Raw genomic sequence first — 16,407 nt, forward strand, 5'->3', positions numbered from 1 at the left:
TCACCGCTCACGCCGGCGCGATGATGGTTACTTCGCCCTTCTCACCGTCCACTCGCACGCGCGCGCCGTCGGGGATGGTGGTCGTAGCCACCCGCGTTCCCACGACCCCCGGGATCCCGTATTCACGCGCCACGATGGCCGCGTGACAGAGGACTCCGCCCCGATCCGTCACGATTGCACCGAGCAGAGGCAGCACCACGTTGAAGTACGGCGAGGTGGAACGGGCGACCAGCACGTCACCCTGGCGGATGCGGGTGAACTCGCTCGTGTCGTTCACGACTCGGGCCGTGCCATCGTAGCTTCCGCTGTTCACCGAGAGGCCGCGCACCGTGGTCTTGGTGCTGTCGCGATCCGAGTCCTTGAGCAGGTTGGTCAGGATGGCGTCGATGGCTCTGGTCGCCCGGCGGGCCGGCGCCGGGAACAGATGCGCTGGCGGCGGCGGTGAGGGCGGCTCGTTCAGCCACGGTGGTGCATCCGCCGTCGTCATCGTCGTGCGCCAGGTGACCCGATCCAGGAGAGCCTCATCGCCAGGGCCCGCTCCGCCCGAGAGCAAGTCTGCGATCTCTTCGTGGGTGAGATCGGTGACGTAGTCGCGGTCGGCGATCTTTCCGCCGGCCTTCAAGCGGCGCCCAGCCTCCAGAAGTGCGCGACGCGCCAGCCCCGTTCCCCAGGCATCGGAGTAAGCCCCCCGCTCGTCACGCAAGCGGTTGACGTGCCGCGCTTCGGTCAAGAGCTCGTCGAAGTGCTCGCGGTGCGCCGGCGCCACCCGCTCGCGGAGGGCGCTGAGCCGGGCCGCGCCCTCGTCTTTCCGCGCGGTCGCGCCGGCGACGGACGCACGAATCCCCCGCACCAGTACGTCCGGCAGCTCGCCGCAGGTTGGATCGGACACGTCGTAACCGACGGAGCGGTGCCGAACGATTTCCAGGTAGGCCGACGCTCGAGCCCCCACTTCGCCAGCCATCGACACGAGCCCGTCCACGATGACCTGGCCTGGAGCGTCACTGGCAAGCAGGTCGCGGGCCGCACCACTCTCGCGGATCGCCGCGGCGAGCGCGTCGAGCTCGTCCGCCGCTACACCTTTGGAGATGGGCGAGCTGCCGCGAAGTAGCTCGACGATCTCTCCGGGTTTTGCGCCAGTCCAGTCGATGACGTGAGCGAGGAAATCGCCCGTCGCAACACTGCTGCCGATCGTGAAGCGATGGTGCAGGCAGATCATGTCCTCCAAGTGCCCGTTGCAGCGCTTCACATAGGCGGCGAGCTCGGCGTCTGACAATTTTGCCGGGGTGACGCTCTGGACTGCCAGATGTTTGGCGATCGCGTCCGGCTTGATTTCGCTATCCCAGCGCTCGAGGTCCTCCCGCCAGAGTTTGTTCTCGAAGGCTTCGCGACACACGGCGATGCGAGCGCGCATCTTGGGATGCAGGCGCGAAAGCAACCACAGCACCGCGTTCGGCGGCGGCGACGTGGCGCCTTCGGGGGCGCCAAACGGAGCCGGCTGCATGTAGAAGAACCCGTTCACGATCGCGGGTTTCATGTGCGACAGCAGCAGCCCGAAGCGCGCCGTGCCCTCGGCGAAACCCTTGGGAAACGCGCGCACGAAGGCGTCCGCGCCAAATGTGGACGCCGGACGCGCAAGGTGTGCGCTCTCCAGCTCCCAGGAACCCGGACCCGGCGCTTCGAACGTTCTTCGTTTGGGCATCCTGTTCCCCTCTGGCAGAACCTCGGAGTCTACCTCGGTCGCCCCACAGTCCGGCCACCAGATTTGTCGCGGTGGGCTCCGACCGCTCCCGCAGCCCGGGCCTCAGACGTCGGTTCGGCAGCAGTTCTCGTGCCCTACCCGACCGAACGCCGTTCCGACCGGCCCGCTCAGGCTTCCCGGACCATGGCCGCGAGCCGCTCGAGCGCGCGCTCCATCGTGTCGAGGCAGGGACCAAAGGAAAACCGCACGTGATGCCGGAAGCGGGAAGCGCGTGCCGTGCGACGCCCGCCCGGGTCGACATCGAAGAACTCACCGGGAACGACGATCACCTGGCGCTCGAGCGCACGCTTGAAGAAATCGTGACCGTTGCGGAGGGACTCCGGGCAGCGCGGAGAGATCACCCCAGATGTAGAACGTTCCCTCCGGCTCGACGTCACAGCGAATGCCAATCTGTTTGAGGCCGGTCAGGAGCCGGGCGCGTTTTTCGCCGAACACGCGGTGAATCGCTGCGCACTCGGCGCGCGCGTTGTCGGCGCGCACGAAGCGTTCGGCAGCTCGCTGCAGCGGCCGCGACCCGCCGCCGTCCAGGAACGAGCCGGCGCTGGCCGCGGCCTCGATCACGCTCTTTGGGCCGACGATCCAGGTGGTACGCCAGCCCGGGTAGCGCCAGTTCTTCGTGAGGCCATCGAACACCACCACCGGATCCTCATCGACGTTCTCGACGTACTCGGCGGCGCTCACGATGCGCGGTTCGTCGCCCCAGACGTAGTAGCTGTAGAACTCGTCGACGAGCAGCGTGCAGTCGAGCTCCCGGGCGGTGCTCACCCAACCGAACAGCTCGTCGCCCTCGATCAGCTTGCCGGTCGGGTTACAAGGATTCGACAGGAGCAATGCGCCCAGCCCGCGCCCGAGGATCTCGCGGCGCAGCTCCGAAATCGGGAAGCGATACCCCTGCTCCGGATCGAGCAGGATCGGGATCGGTGTGAAGCGGCGAAAGACGTCGAGCAGCTCTTCGTATGCGGTGTAGTCGGGCAAAAAATGACCGAGATGGACCGGGCCGACCGCCGCACAGGCCCGCATGATGGACACCCGGCCGCCGCCGGCGATGGCCACGTTCTCGGCGCAGTAGCGCGAGGGCATGCCGCGCCGGAACAGATCGTTGTAGAGACCTGCGACGGCCTCCCGCAGCTCCCAAAGGCCGGCGACCGGCGCGTACTCCTGGTCGGCAATGTCGATGTCGATGTGACCGACACGCGGGGGTGCACCCTCGAGCGGCCCGGTCTCGGGCATGCCCTGCCCGAGGTTGCACCAACTCGGATCTTGTTGTGAGTACCCGAGGCGTTGCGCCTCTGCCATCACGTAGATGACACCGGTGCGCGGAACGGGACGAATTGCGGTGAGTTTGTGCACGCTGCTGGCCTCGATTGCCGCGCAAGCTACTTAGCCGGCTGCGATCGGTCAATTCGCCCGTCCCAGCGAGCCGGCGGAGCGCCCCGACACCGGTCACGAGCCGATCGGCAAATCCGAGCGCGACGGCGCCGCGTGGGAGGCTCGCTCGCAGTCAAACGCGCGCTTGCCGCCAGATCTCCCGCAAGCTCGGGCGCGCGCCGGTCAGCAGAAGTCCCACGCGAAATAGCCGCGAAGCGACGCGAATGGCCGCCCATGTGCTGAGGAGCAGGACCAGGAGTGAACCCGAGATCTCCCAGATGGAAATTCCATCTGGGTCCAGCGACATGCGAAACACCAGGGTTGCGGGAGCGGAAAACGGGATCCAGGTCAGCACGTGGGCAATCACGCTGTGGGGATCGGTCAAGAGCAGCGGCAGGAACATCAGAGGCAGCGTGGCCAGGAACGCCCAGAACATACCCAGCTGCTGGCTCTCCCTAACGTTGCCGCCGAACGAGCCAGTGCCCAGCATCAGGCTGCCGAGAAATGCGTAGGCGGTAATGAACAGCACGGGTGATATCAGAACCGCCTGCCACGAGACGTGAATGTTCAACGGCAGCACCATCTGCGCAAATCCGAAGCGCACACCCAACGTCATGCTCAACCACACGATCACCTGCAACAGGCCCGCACCGCCGAGCCCGAGGAGTTTGCCGGTCATGATTTCGTCGGCGCTGGCGCTCGAGAGCAGCACTTCGACGACCTTGTTCTCCTTCTCCGTGGCTGTCGCCTGGATCAGGTAACTGCCACTCATCAAGATGGAGGTGAACAAGAGGAATACGAAGCCGATGGGCAAGATCAGTCGTCCGATGAACGCCTCGCTGCCCTCGGCCTCGACCCGCCCGTCGCCACTCACCCGGAACGTCTCGCGCCCGGCGATGGGTTTGACCAGTCGCGCCGCGACCCGCGGATCGACCCGTGGCCCGACCAGGCGCGTTCGCAAGAGCTCGTTCAACTCGTCGCGCCCCTCCCAGGGGCCGAGTGAGCTGCGCTCCCCCGAGTGAGCCAGCACGCGCCCGGAGTCGAGGTAGTCGGTCACGACGACGAAGTAGCTGCGCACGCTGCGATCGGACACGAGCGCCCGGCGCGCCTCCGGTTCGCCGGCGAACGCCCGAAATATCGCCGTACGCACTTCCACCGTCGCGCCCGGCTCGAGCCCGAGCACTCCTGCCTGGTCCACCACCCCGTAGACCCGCGTCTGCTCTTCTTGTTGTTTGGCCAGGTAGCCCGGGATCAACGCCAGAGCGCCGTACAACGTGGCAAAGATCGGCATGCCCAGGGTGACGATCAGGTACCCGAGGCGCCGCACCGTGGACGACAGCTCGAACCACGCCACGGTGCGCACCTTGGCAACACGGATCATCGGGCTCCGCTCCCGTTCTTCACCACGCGGATGAAGATCTCCTCCATCGGTGCGAGCGCACGCTCCCAGCGCTCGACCCCGACGTCGGCGGCGACCAGCCGCTCGAGCACCTTGTTGGCGTCGGCTCGGTCGCCGAGCACGAGCCGAAACACCCCCGGCTTTTCGCTGACGACCTGCTTCACCTCGGGCAGCTCGGGCAGGGCGCCCGATACCGTGACGAGGATCTCGTCGGCGCTGTAGCGGCGTCGCACCTCGTTCACCTCCCCGTAGACCATGAGTCTGCCCTCCGACAACAGCGCCACACGATCACACAGCGTCTCGACCATGCTCATCTGATGTGTCGAGAGGATCGTCGTGCGCCCCGAGCGTTTGATCTCGGCAATCAGGTCCTTCACCAGCACGGAGTTCAGCGGGTCGAGCCCCGAGAACGGTTCATCGAGCACCGAGAGCTCGGGCTCGGCCAGGAGAGTCGCGGCCAGCTGGACCTTCTGACTCATGCCTTTGCTGAGGCGCTCGACATTTTGTTTCTCGTAGGCCAGTAGCCCGATGCGTTCGAGCCAGGTCCGCGCGCGCGCGCGGGCCTCGGAGGCGCCGAGCCCTTTCAGCTTTCCGAAGTAGATCATCACGTCGATGACCTTCTGTTTGGTGTAGAGCCCGCGCTCTTCCGGCAAGTAAGCGAGGCGGTTCAGGTGGTCTCGACTGAGCGGCTCACCAAACAGCAGCACCCTGCCCGAGTCGGCGCGCACGATGTCCATCAGCACTCGAATGCAGGTGGTCTTTCCGGCTCCATTGGGGCCCAGCAGCCCAAACACCTCACCGGGGCGTACTTCGAAGGACACGCCGGACAACGCCACGTTGTCGCCGTAGCGCTTCCAGACATCGTCGAAGACGAGCAGCGGCATGGGGTGAAAGCCGGCGCATCATGCGGCACATCGCGGGCGCGGGCTACGAGAAGCCGGCGCTGAGCAGGCGCTCACGCTGCGATCTGCGGCCGATCTTTCAGCGTTTCTTGCCGGTCAGATGCACACCAGCCTCCAGGGCGGTGAGCAGCGCCTCGTGCGCCCCCGGAGGCACGGGCTCGTCATCAGCGAGAGCGCGGACCAACATCAGGTTCTTGTCGTCCGGCGATGGAGTGACGGCCACGCGGAGGGCCTGCCGCGGTCGGTAGTTCGTTGGAGCCGGGGCCATGCTGGGCGACGAGCGCGCCGTGTGAGGGTCGGAGGGCGGCGCAGCGCTCGGCGACGAGCGCAGTGGCGGCGGCGTTGCGCTTGGCGACGAGCGCATTGGCGGTGGTGCCGCGCTTGGTGACGAGCGCATTGGCTGCGTCGCGTTCGGCGACGAGCGCACTGGCGGCGGCGGTCGCCTCGACGCCGGGGGCTGTCGGCGCTCCGCGGCCTCCACTCCAGCCGGAATCGTGAAATCGTGGACCGTCGCCTCGTCCGGTGCCGAGAGCGGTGGCGCCTTGGGTCTGCTGACCGGTACCGGCCGCGGCGTGGTGGCTTCGTCCGGGCTCAGCGGCGCGATCGGCGGCGGCGCGGGACGCACGGCGACGGGCGTCGGCACGGGTGTCATGCCCTGCGACGAAGGAGCTGCAGGCGCGCTTGCCGAGACCTGCGTCACGGACGCAACGGGCGGCGGGGCGATCGATGGCGGAAGCTCCAACGCTTGGGTCAGATCTGCGGCGCTCCGCGCGAGCGACAAGGCACGCATGTCACTCCCAGCGTCACTGGCCGCCTCCGCTGCGCGCCGCAGCCAGCGCACGGCCTCGTGTTTGTCGCCGCGCCCCCACATCGTGCCGCCGGTCTGCAAATTCCAGGCGACGTCTTCCGGATCTCCGGCTTCGGGCGCCGGGAAGTCGAGCGACTCGGTCATTGGGGCGGCATCATACTCGACTCGACTCGAGCAGTCTGCGCGATTTCGAGCCCTGGATCTGGCCACCCGCGGCGATTTTCAGCGGGTCCACCGCTCACGCAGCATCGGGTACAGCGTGTCGCCGATCGCGTACAGGTGATCGCAGTGGGCGTCGGTGTCGTTTCCCGCGAAACCTCTCACGTGCAGGCCGCCACGATCGGCCCGCGAGGTCAGTTTCATGGCGGGTCGCGGCCCAGCCTCCTGGACCTCGCTCCGCTCGGCGCCGTGTTTTTCCTCGAGGTAGCGCGCCGTCTCGGTGGTGCTGGCGTAGTTGGGCGTGATGATCGAGGTGTGAGTGATGCCGAACAACTTCTCGCCGTTCACGGCGCGCTCCGCAAAAACATCGAACGGAGCCATCTGTCCGGGGTTCACCTGCTGGCGGAACTTGTCCAGGAAGCCGGCGTGCAGCCCATCCGCAAGCAGCACGGCATCCACCAACTCCCGATCCGTCTTGTTCGCGAGCACGCGGTACGCGGCTCCATAACCCGCGCTCCAAGCGCTCAGCGCCAGCCGTCCGCGTGAACCGCTTGGGTGGGGGCAGGCCTTGGTGACGATGCCGTCGACGTCGTCCAGCAATCGCGCGAGCGAACCATCGGCGATGAAGGCCTCCTCGTACGGGCCGGAGCCGACGCCCAGATTGATGACCACGAACACCGCGGGAATGCCTGCGCGCTGAAACACCGGTTCGATCATCTCGGGGGCGCCGTGGAAATGCACGACGAGGTCGTAACGACCCGCAGCGTCCCGGCAGCGTTCGGGGATGTTCACGATCTTGCGTCCGCGCTGGACCCGCACGGCCTTTTCGATCCGCGTGTCGGTCTGCGCCGGCACGATGGGGTCCGGGTGGGCCAGGCGCTCGACCGCTTCCTCGGCGACCCGCTGAGCCACCGCCGACGCTCCGGTGTGCAACCGCGGTGCGTCGTTTGCCCGGGCGCTCGAGGCCGCGAACACGGCCAGGAAAAACGCCAGGGTTGCCACAGCGAGCTTCATTGCGGCGGCCTCCTTTCAAGTCCCGTTCCAGGCCAGAGCGCGGGCGGAACCCCAGGAATTACCGCGATGTCGAGCTGCAGCGACGCGGTTTGCGCGGCGCGGAGGCAGCAAATTGCTGCCCACAGCCCTCAGCCGAGCGAGGCGAGGCGACGGCGGCAATCCTCCGCTACGCTGCGAGCCCGAGGCGCCGCACGAGACCCATGACCGAATTCGACGACCGGCCGACCCTCAGCGACGTGCACCTGCCGACGGTGCAGAGGCTGGCGGCAGCCGTAGCCATCCCTCGCCTCGAGCTCGTGGTCGAGCGCGAAGCCAAAAGAGAAGTGGAGCGAGCGCAGGTGCTCGAGGGTGACGTACTCCGCATCGGCTCCCATCCCAGCAACGACGTCGTGCTCGATGATCGCACAGTGTCCCGCTTCCACCTCCAGCTGACGCGAGGGGAACAGGGCTGGGTCGTCTCCGACAGCGGCTCGATGAATGGGACCTGTGTCAACGGCGTGCGAGTGCGTGACGCGGACCTGCCACGCCCCAGTTGCCGCATCGAGATTGGTGATTCGGTGCTGCGGGTTCAGGAGCTCGGGCCGCAAGCCATCGAAGAGCTTCCGACCTGGGTCTCGTTCGGCGAGCTGTACGGCGAGTCGACCACGATGCGCCAGCTGTTCACCGTGCTCGACCGCGTCGCAAAGAGCGAGGCAACGCTGCTGATCGAGGGCGAGAGCGGTACCGGCAAGGAGCTGGCCGCGATGGAGATCGCTCGCCGCGGACCCCGCGCGAGCGGACCTTTCATCATCGTCGACTGCAGCTCGATCTCACCGAACTTGATCGAGAGCGAGCTGTTCGGTCACACCCGCGGGTCGTTCACCGGCGCCGACAAGAATCGCGTGGGGGCGTTCGAGGCGGCCAACGGCGGCACGATCTTTCTGGATGAAATCGGGGAAATGCCGCTGGAGATGCAGCCGAAGCTGCTGCGCGCGCTCGAGGCTCGGGAGATCCGGCGGACCGGTGAGAACGACGCCCGCAAGATCGACGTGCGTGTCATCGCCGCGACGAACCGCCGACTGGAACGCGAGGTGAACGCCGGGCGATTCCGCGAGGACCTGTACTTCCGCCTGGGTGTCGTCACGGTGCGCATGCCTTCGCTCAGGAAGCGGCTGCAGGACATTCCCACACTCGTACAGGTGATCCTGCGCACGCTGAACGCCGAGGAAGCCAACCACCTATTCACGCCCGACGTCATCGAAGACATGGCACGCTACGACTGGCCCGGGAACGTCCGTGAGCTCCGCAACTACGTCGAGCGCGCCGTGGTGCTCGACCATGCTCCGCCTGCCAGCGAACGGCGCTCCGGCCAGAGCTTCGCGCCGGAAGAGTCCGCGACGACGCCCGGCGTCGGCGGCCCACCCGCCAACTCGGACATCTCCGTGCCATTCCGGCATGCCAAGGAGGCCGTGATTTCCGACTTCGAGCGCACCTATCTGAAGGCGTTGCTCGACTGGGCGGGCGGCAACGTCAGCAAGGCGGCGCGCAAGGCCAAGATGGACCGCATGTACCTGTATCGACTCCTTCAGCGCTACGAGCTCCGCGGGGGCTCGCGGATCGAGGATTGAAATGACACGCTCCGCCTTCTGGCTGCTCCTGTGCAGCGTATTTGCCTGCGGAGGCGCCCAGCATGTGCCCGACGGCCGCCCGACCGCCGCGGATCCCCGCATGCCGCCCAGTGGCACGGTCGTCAGGGTGCGCGAACGGTTGGGGGACAGCCCACAAGCCTGCGGGGAAGCCGTCGAAGGCATCGACTCCGAGGGCTGCCGCGCGCAGCCGGTGCTCGAGTGTATCCACGCCGCGTTCGAGGCCAACCGCCCGGCGCAGGGCACTCACATGTACGCGACCGCCGAGGGGGATCCGGTGCGAGTCGACTACTTCGTGATCGTGTCTTCGGGTCACCCCACGTTGGTCGTGGTCACGGACCGCACGGCTGATCCGGTCGGAGACAAGGCCGTCGAAGAACAGGAGTGTCTCGACGCTCGCTGGAGCGAACACTCCACACCCCCCGCCTGCCAGGCCTTGGTACCGGGGCGCTGCACGCTGCGCTCCCGCACGCCGCGCGGAAAAAAACCCTGACGGCGAGCAGCCGCGAACGGGACGCAGTCGGCGCTCGTCCCTGAAAGACAATCCTACGAACGCGCCAACGCGGAGCGAAGCGTTTCCGCGGCCACTCCGCGAAGTGCGCTTCGCCCACCTGTCGCAACTCGGCGACACTTGGTCGGTCACGAGCTGGAACGTCGGTTGCTCTGTACTACCGGCATGCATCAACGCTCACTCTCCGCGCTCTCGGTCGCTTCACTCAGCCTGGCCTTGTGCAAGCTCGCTGCGGCGTCACCCTGCGAGAGCCGCGAACAGCAGCCTCGCGAAGAGTGCATCGAACGCGACATCTTCTTCATGCCCGGCGTTCACGCCGTGATGTTCGCGCCCAAGGGCGCGGCCGACCCGTTCATCGGCGGCGGTTTCGAGCTGGCGCCGCTCCACTGGTCACACAACAACGACCGCTTCGGGCCGAGCCAGGGGGCTTTGTTCATGCAGGCGTCGATCCTCGAATCGCAGAGCAGCGGCTCCTCGCTGGCGATCTACGACGTGGGTTTCTCCCTATCACTCGAGAAGAACGCGAGCCGTCGCTACCTGATCCCTTTCTTCGGCGCGACCCTGGGCGGGACCATCCACGAGGAGCTGCCGAACACCGGGTTCGCTTATCCCTTCGGCGGTGTGCACGTGTACTGGCACCACAACCTGGTCTTGAACGCCGAAGGTGGTTACCACTTCCCGTTCGACTCGATCGATCAGATGCGCGGGCCGAGGGCCCAGCTGACGGCGCGCTTTTCCATGTGGTAGCGCGCCGTCTTCGAGTAGCTCGAGCCCGCGGCTGTGCGCGTCTCGGACACTCAGCCGTGCGTGTCGAGCCAGGCGCAGGCCGCCAGCTTGGTCGCCGGGATCGCCGCGAGCTTCTCCATGCCGGGGCGCGCCAGATCCGCGCGCACACGCCCGATGCTCGCCGCCATGGCAGGAGCGTCCGCTCTTTGGAAGCGATCCACGGACATCGACCGTTCGAGCCTACCACCACGCTGCGCGCGCGCGCATTGGCTCGACCAGACAGCGGTGCTAGGCATCGTCCATGCGAAGCCAACTCGCGCGGTCCCTTGGGGTCGATCACCGGCCGGCCGTGTGCACCATCAACGAACTTTGATGGATGGCCCGTGATGCGCGAGCCATTCCAACGCATCCGGGGCAAGACCTCGCAGCCGAGCCCCCAGGAGATCCTGGAGGATCTGGTCGAGTTCCACACCGCGCGTCCGGGTATCACCGAAGCGACGCTCGGTGAGTGCACCACGTTGGACGGCCGAACTGGCTACGATGTCCTCGTCGAATGCCTGCAAGAGGACGCCAGGCGGGTGCTCGATCTGGGTGCTGGGAACGGACCGCTGCTGGAGCGGCTCCTCGGACGACGGCCGAAGCTGGAGCGCGTCGTCGGCGTGGATGCCTGCGCGAGCGAGCTCGAGCTGGCTCGGGTCCGCGCTCGGGGGGACGCGCGGGTGGAGCTGCTGAACCAGCTGGGGCAACACCTCGATTTGCCCGATGCTTGTCTGGACGCAGTCCTCTCGCACCACGCTTTTTACTTGATGCGCCCCATCGAAGCAGTGGTCGCGGAGGTCGCCCGCATCTTGCGCCCCGGAGGCCTGTTTGCGCTGGTCACCTGGAGTGCACGGGCGTCGACACTAGAGCCCTTCGCCGAGCTGATGCGCGTCTTCAGCCCGCTGACGGCCCGGGACAATCCGCATTTCTCGGGCTGGGGGGATCCGCGTGCATTCTCGCTTCAAGGACTCGAATCGCTACTGGTCGCGCCGGGATACTTCGCGGGCCCGCTGGGGTGGGACGAACACGACCTGTTGATCGCGGAGGCGCCCGAAGCGCTCTCGCGCCGCCTGATGGGCTTCTTTTATTCCGCCGAGCTCGGGCAACCGGAGACACAGGCGGAGCTGCACGGGCTTTGGTGCGAAATCCTGAGCCGCAACCTCGACAGCGAAGGCCGGGCGCGCCTGGCCTTCCCCTTTGCGTGTGTTCGCGCGCTGCGGCTCAGCGCAGCCGATGGCGCTTGATCAGCTCCATGAGATACGAGCGGTCCATGTGTGCGTCCCGCGAGGCTTGGCGAATGTTGCCCTCGCTCTTTTCCAGTAGACGTTCCAGGTAGCGCCGCTCGAAGTCGTCCGTGGCCCTGCGCTTGGCGTCGCGGTAGGGCAACTCGAAGAGGGCGGCGAACGACGAGCTCAAGGAACCGGCATCGGCGTCCGGCCCCAGCTGCAAGTTCGCGGGCTCGCCGAGCGCCAGAGTGCCGAGCACGAAGTTCCGAAGCTCTCGCACGTTGCCGGGCCACGGGTGAGCTGCGAGCTGCTTGAGCGCGGCGTTCGAAAAGACCTCCGGAAGCGCACCCGCATGGCCGGCATCTCGCAGGAAGTGCTCGACCAGCGCGGGAATGTCCTCCGGGCGCTCGCGGAGCGGCGGCACCGAGAGAGTCACGACGGCGATGCGATAGAAGAGGTCGAGGCGAAAACCCGCGGAGTTGACCTGGGCGCGGAGATCTCGATGGGTTGCCGAGACCAAGCGCACGTCGACGTCGATGTCGTCGCGACCGCCGACCCGCCGGATCTTGCGCCGCTCGAGCGCACCCAGCAGGGCCGACTGTTGTTCTGGCGGTAGCTCGCCGATCTCGTCCAGGAACACCGTTCCGCGGTGGGCGCGTTCGAACGCACCGATGTGCTGGCGATCGGCGCCGGTGAACGCTCCCCGCTCGTGTCCGAACAGCTCGCTCGAGAACAGCGTCGGGGTGATTGCACCGCAGTCGACGGTGACGAAAGCTTCGCCGGCACGCGGACTCTGCTCGTGCAGCGCCCGCGCGATCAGCTCCTTGCCCGTGCCGGACTCGCCGAACAAGAGCACGGAGACGTCGCTCTGCGCGACGCGGCTGGCCCGGGCCATCAGGCGTCGCATCGGAGCGCTGTCACCGAACAGCTCTCCGAACCGCGCCGGCGTCTCACCCACGTCGACGATGTCGCCGTCATCGACGCGCAGCGCCGACTCGCCGAGCGAGAGAATGGTACCCGGGTCGATGAACACACTGCCGGAACACACCAGCACTCCGCCCATCCGGGTGCCGTTGGTCGAGCCGAGGTCGACCACCTCGATGCGACCTTTCTGCCGGCGCAACTCGAGGTGGAAGCGGCTGACGGTCTTGTCGGCGAGCAACAGGTCGTTGCCCTCGGCGCTGCCCACGCTGAGCGTGTCCGCAGCAGAAACGAAGCTGCGCCCTTCGTCGAGACCGGAGGTCACCTGGGCGCGAAGCGCGCGCACGCGCCGGGCGGCGTGTTCGATGGGAACGGTGTGATCGGTGTTCATGGCGGCGAAATGACGCTGGAAGCCCAGAGCCTCCGCGTGAAGACCGCCGCAGCGTAACACGCTCTTGCGGCCGCGGCGGCCAAGCCGCCACGCGCCGCCGTGCACGACTAACTCGCCGGACTCCCGGAGCCCCCGCGCCCCTCGAGCACCCCGCCATCGGCGGTGACGAGCACCACGCGATCCGCATCAGCCTGCATGCTCACGAACGGCGCGGTCCAGCTCGCATCGCTCCAGACTTCGCGCCACGCGGCCCCGTCACCCGGGGAGAACCAGACCTTGCCCGCGCCGGCAACCCACTCTCCACCGAGCACGTCAACGGCGCACGCTGACCAGTTTGGCCCTTCACCCAGCTCGACCTCCGTCTTGCCTCTTGGCGTGACTCGAACGACGTGCCGACCCCCGGCGGCGATTGCCACGCCTCGCTCGGGCTGGCTGGCGCAAGCCACCAGGGCAGGTGCGCTCGGGCTCGCAAATACTTCGATGCGCCACTCGAGCGGCGAGTAGATGGCTGCAAACGCGCGACCCGCGCCGGTGCGCCCCGCCACCAACCAGCGCTCGCGATCGAGCCGCGCGAGCCCCGGAATGCTCAGCGCACCCTCCACCCCCAGGGGTTTCAGCCAGTGCCGCCCGCAGTAGCTCGACAGCTCTGGCCGCGCACCCGGACGCGCCGCGACCATGACGGCAAGATCATCCAGATCACCGGAGAACGCCGTCACGACGCACGATGCATCAGGATGGGCTAGCACCTCCACTGCCTCGTCTTGCGCGAACGCATACAGGCGACCCGCGTCCGAAGAGAGCAGAAAGCGACCCGCACCCAGCCGCCGAACCATGTGGATGGGAGCGAGCGGCGCCGGCGTGAGCTCGGTCCAGCGCCCACCATCCCAGAAGCTCAGTCCGCGCGCAGTCGCGGCCAGGCAGTGGCCGTCGCTCTCCCACGCGAGATCCACGACCACCACGTCGCCGCCGGGATTCTGCCGAGGCATCCAGCTCCAGCTCGCAGGCTCACGCGCGGTGGCGCGCTCGGTGCGGGTGGAGATCACGCTCGAGATCAGCCTCTGACTCGGCTGCCCGCTCCCAGGGCCCGAGCTGAGCCACGGCTGGAGCGAGCTCGCGAGCTCGGACGCGCTCTGAAAGCGGTGGCGAGGATCGACAGCGGTCGCCCGGGCGAGCAGCGTATCGATGGCCTGACAAGTTTCGGCGCTCTCGGCCAGCTCGGGCGACAACCCCGGCTTGCTGCGGATACTCGTGCGCCCGGGCTGAGAGGCCAGCATCACGCCGTCGAGCGTCGACTTCACGTCGAAGTACTTCTCGCCGGTCAGCATGAAAAAGACGACGGCGGCCAGGCTGAACACGTCGGTCGGGGGCCCAATTTCGTCCCGCAGGTGCACTTGTTCGGGGGCGACGTAGCCGGGGGTGCCGAGCGCGAGCTCACCGAAGGTGGACGCCAAGCCGGTCGGGCGGGCGATGCCAAAATCGGAGACCTTGACCACTTCGCCATCACCGAAACCACACGCGAGCACGTTGCTCGGCTTGAAATCGCGATGGACGATCTCAGCCGCGTGGATCTCCGTGAGCGCCGCGGCGAGCTGACGCAAGACCCGCGCCGCGCGCTCCCGGTCGAACGCAAACTGGGTGTACTTGACCGAGTAACGAACTCGCTTCGAGAGCGTCTCGCCCTCGACGCCACCGTGCACGTATTCGATGGCCAGCCAAGGCAATGCGGAGTGGCGCCCGTCATTCCTTACCGACGCCACACCCGTATCCAGCAACCGAACCACGAAGGGTGATGGGGGAACCCGCTCGTTCAGTCGGCCCAACGCCACGACTTCTTTCTTGAAGAGCCGCGTGACCATGTCGCCGTCCTGTTTGAGCACCTCCGGGCGCATGATCTTGAGCACGACCGGCAGGCTGCCCTCGGGGGCATGACGGGTGGCCAGCGCCGCGTAGGCAAAACCTCCGCGCCCAATCGTCCGTTCGATGTTGTACGTGACGTCGGGCCGGTGCTCGGATCGAAGCGGGGCGCCGCCAAAGAGCGAGAGCGTCGCGTCCCGCGAGGCACCCTCGTCGAACGAGCTGGTCATTTCGTGCCGCCGTACTTCAGCTTCATGGCCTCTGCGGCGGCGCGGGTCTTCTCGGCGCTCTCCTGGGTCTTCTTGGCGCTCTCCTGGGCCTTCTTGGCGTCGGCCTGGGCTTTTTCAGCGTCGGACAGCGCCTTTTCGACGTCGGTCGAGGGTTTCACTTTGGTTGTCGGCTCGGTGCCGGCCGGACCGGCCGCCGGCGCGGCACCCGGGGTCGACCCGGAGGTAGCGCGCAACGGGGTTACTCCGCCGTCGGTGCTGTCGAGCAACCCGACGCCCGCGGCCGAAACCGGAGTGTCGAGCGTGGGAACACCCGAAGCCGAGCCAGCAACCGGGGTCGAGCTGCGGGAGGCGTAGAGATACCCCGCGGCGCCCAGGGCGGCGGCCGCGCCGAGGCCAAGCAGGATCACCAACGGAACCACGAGCGGCGACGCGCGCTTTGGCGCTGGGGTGAGGCTGACCGGACCGTGCGTGACCGCAGGCGATACGCTGATTGGCGACGAAGGTAGCGCTCCGATGTGAGAGGTTGCAGCGGCGTACGAGGGCAGCGGCATCGAGGGCGGTGGCATCGACGGCAGACCTGCCCCAATGAGGGCGCGAAATGCCTCCGCCATTTCCAGCGCAGTGCCGAAGCGCCGATCGGGATCTCGCTCGACCGCCCGCTGGAACCAGGCGTCGAAGCCGGGAGGGACCGGCGCAACGGTCGAGGGGACAGGCGCGGGATCGGTGCAGATCTTGACCAACAGATCCCCGAGCACCGCGCTGTCGAACGGACGCCGCCCGGTCAGACACTCGAAAGCGATGACAGCCAGGGCCCAGAGGTCGGAGCGATGGTCCACCGCTCGTGTGCCGCGGGCCTGCTCCGGGCTCATGTAGTGCGGAGTTCCAAGCACCGCGCCCGTCTGTGTTCCCGTGTCGACTCCCCCCTCGGCGAGCCCGATGGCCTTGGCTATGCCGAAGTCGAGCACCTTCACGATCTCGTCGTCTGCATTGTGGACGATGAAGACGTTGTCCGGCTTCAGATCGCGATGCACGATGCCCGCCTCTCGCGCCTTCTCGAGGGCGCGAGCAACGTGCACCAGGATGCGAGCGGTCTCGACGGGCGAGAGGATGCGCTGACGCTGCAAGCGAGTGCGCAGACTCTCACCCTCCAGGAGCTCCATCACCATGAAGGGAGTGTCCTCGTGCACCCCGTAGTCGAGGATCTGAACGACATGAGGGCTGCGCAGCGCAGCCGAGGCCTGGGCCTCCCGAAGGAAACGCGCGCGCAGCGCCTCTGAGTCCGCGACCCGGGCGAGCACCAGCTTCACGGCGACCGGCGAGCGGAGCACCAGGTGGTCGGCGCGCCACACCGCGCCCATGCCTCCGCGCCCAAGCTCCTGAGTGAGCTGGTACTTTTCGGCGAGCACGTCACCGGCCGCCCACTGGCGCGATCCCATGAGTTACCGAGGGTAGTTTCAGCGCGGACCCCCGGCAAC

Annotated in this window: 13 protein-coding genes and 1 pseudogene; 4 read left to right on the forward strand and 10 right to left on the reverse strand. The window is 67.3% G+C overall.

What is annotated here, in order from left to right; translation table 11 throughout:
• Nucleotides 1-7: 7 nt before the first annotated feature.
• The 6 genes and pseudogenes from IPI67_27885 to IPI67_27910 form a co-directional block, all read right to left on the reverse strand.
• Complete coding sequence (locus tag IPI67_27885; protein ID MBK7584005.1) at nt 8-1,699, reverse strand: hypothetical protein; 1,692 nt, start codon at nt 1,697-1,699, stop codon at nt 8-10.
• Nucleotides 1,700-1,866: 167 nt separating this feature from the next.
• A pseudogene (locus IPI67_27890) lies at nt 1,867-3,055 on the reverse strand (pyridoxal phosphate-dependent aminotransferase).
• A 205-nt stretch (nt 3,056-3,260) separates the two neighbouring features.
• Nucleotides 3,261-4,508, reverse strand: coding sequence for an ABC transporter permease (locus IPI67_27895; GenBank protein MBK7584006.1), 1,248 nt, complete (start codon nt 4,506-4,508; stop codon nt 3,261-3,263).
• Nucleotides 4,505-5,410 carry an ATP-binding cassette domain-containing protein gene (locus IPI67_27900; GenBank protein MBK7584007.1) on the reverse strand — a complete coding sequence of 302 codons (906 nt, stop codon included), beginning with the start codon at nt 5,408-5,410 and terminating at the stop codon, nt 4,505-4,507. Before IPI67_27900 ends, IPI67_27895 begins: the two co-directional genes overlap by 4 nt.
• A 97-nt stretch (nt 5,411-5,507) precedes the next feature.
• The gene (locus IPI67_27905) at nt 5,508-6,380 is read right to left on the reverse strand and encodes a hypothetical protein (protein ID MBK7584008.1); all 873 of its coding nucleotides are present in this window, start codon (nt 6,378-6,380) and stop codon (nt 5,508-5,510) included.
• Between the two features lie 78 nt (nt 6,381-6,458).
• Nucleotides 6,459-7,409 (reverse strand): hypothetical protein, encoded by a 951-nt coding sequence (locus IPI67_27910; GenBank protein ID MBK7584009.1) that lies wholly within the window; start codon nt 7,407-7,409, stop codon nt 6,459-6,461.
• Nucleotides 7,410-7,609: 200 nt separating this feature from the next.
• On the opposite strand from IPI67_27910, the gene IPI67_27915 reads away from it, so the two are divergent.
• From IPI67_27915 to IPI67_27925, 3 genes are all read left to right on the forward strand, one after another.
• Nucleotides 7,610-9,016 (forward strand): sigma 54-dependent Fis family transcriptional regulator, encoded by a 1,407-nt coding sequence (locus IPI67_27915; protein MBK7584010.1) that lies wholly within the window; start codon nt 7,610-7,612, stop codon nt 9,014-9,016.
• Between the two features lies 1 nt (nt 9,017).
• Nucleotides 9,018-9,527, forward strand: a complete 510-nt coding sequence (locus tag IPI67_27920; protein ID MBK7584011.1) for a hypothetical protein — start codon at nt 9,018-9,020, stop codon at nt 9,525-9,527.
• Nucleotides 9,528-9,710: 183 nt separating this feature from the next.
• Nucleotides 9,711-10,292: a hypothetical protein gene (locus tag IPI67_27925; GenBank protein ID MBK7584012.1), complete on the forward strand. Its 582-nt coding sequence runs from the start codon at nt 9,711-9,713 to the stop codon at nt 10,290-10,292.
• 50 nt (nt 10,293-10,342) lie between these two features.
• On the opposite strand, the gene IPI67_27930 is transcribed toward IPI67_27925, so the two are convergent.
• On the reverse strand, nt 10,343-10,498 hold the full coding sequence (locus IPI67_27930) for a hypothetical protein (GenBank protein ID MBK7584013.1): 156 nt from the start codon (nt 10,496-10,498) through the stop codon (nt 10,343-10,345).
• Between the two features lie 159 nt (nt 10,499-10,657).
• Here IPI67_27930 and IPI67_27935 point away from each other — a divergent pair, with 159 nt between their 5' ends.
• Nucleotides 10,658-11,554: a class I SAM-dependent methyltransferase gene (locus IPI67_27935; protein ID MBK7584014.1), complete on the forward strand. Its 897-nt coding sequence runs from the start codon at nt 10,658-10,660 to the stop codon at nt 11,552-11,554.
• On the opposite strand, the gene IPI67_27940 is transcribed toward IPI67_27935, so the two are convergent.
• The 3 genes from IPI67_27940 to IPI67_27950 form a co-directional block, all read right to left on the reverse strand.
• On the reverse strand, nt 11,532-12,848 hold the full coding sequence (locus IPI67_27940) for a sigma 54-dependent Fis family transcriptional regulator (protein ID MBK7584015.1): 1,317 nt from the start codon (nt 12,846-12,848) through the stop codon (nt 11,532-11,534). The genes IPI67_27935 and IPI67_27940 overlap by 23 nt on opposite strands.
• Before the next feature lie 107 nt (nt 12,849-12,955).
• Nucleotides 12,956-14,932 carry a serine/threonine protein kinase gene (locus IPI67_27945; GenBank protein MBK7584016.1) on the reverse strand — a complete coding sequence of 659 codons (1,977 nt, stop codon included), beginning with the start codon at nt 14,930-14,932 and terminating at the stop codon, nt 12,956-12,958.
• Nucleotides 14,929-16,368 (reverse strand): protein kinase, encoded by a 1,440-nt coding sequence (locus tag IPI67_27950; GenBank protein ID MBK7584017.1) that lies wholly within the window; start codon nt 16,366-16,368, stop codon nt 14,929-14,931. The genes IPI67_27945 and IPI67_27950 overlap by 4 nt, the downstream gene beginning before the upstream one ends.
• Nucleotides 16,369-16,407 lie beyond the last annotated feature (39 nt).

The sequence above is a fragment of the Myxococcales bacterium genome, assembly GCA_016706225.1.
GTDB lineage: Bacteria > Myxococcota_A > Polyangia > Polyangiales > Polyangiaceae > JADJKB01.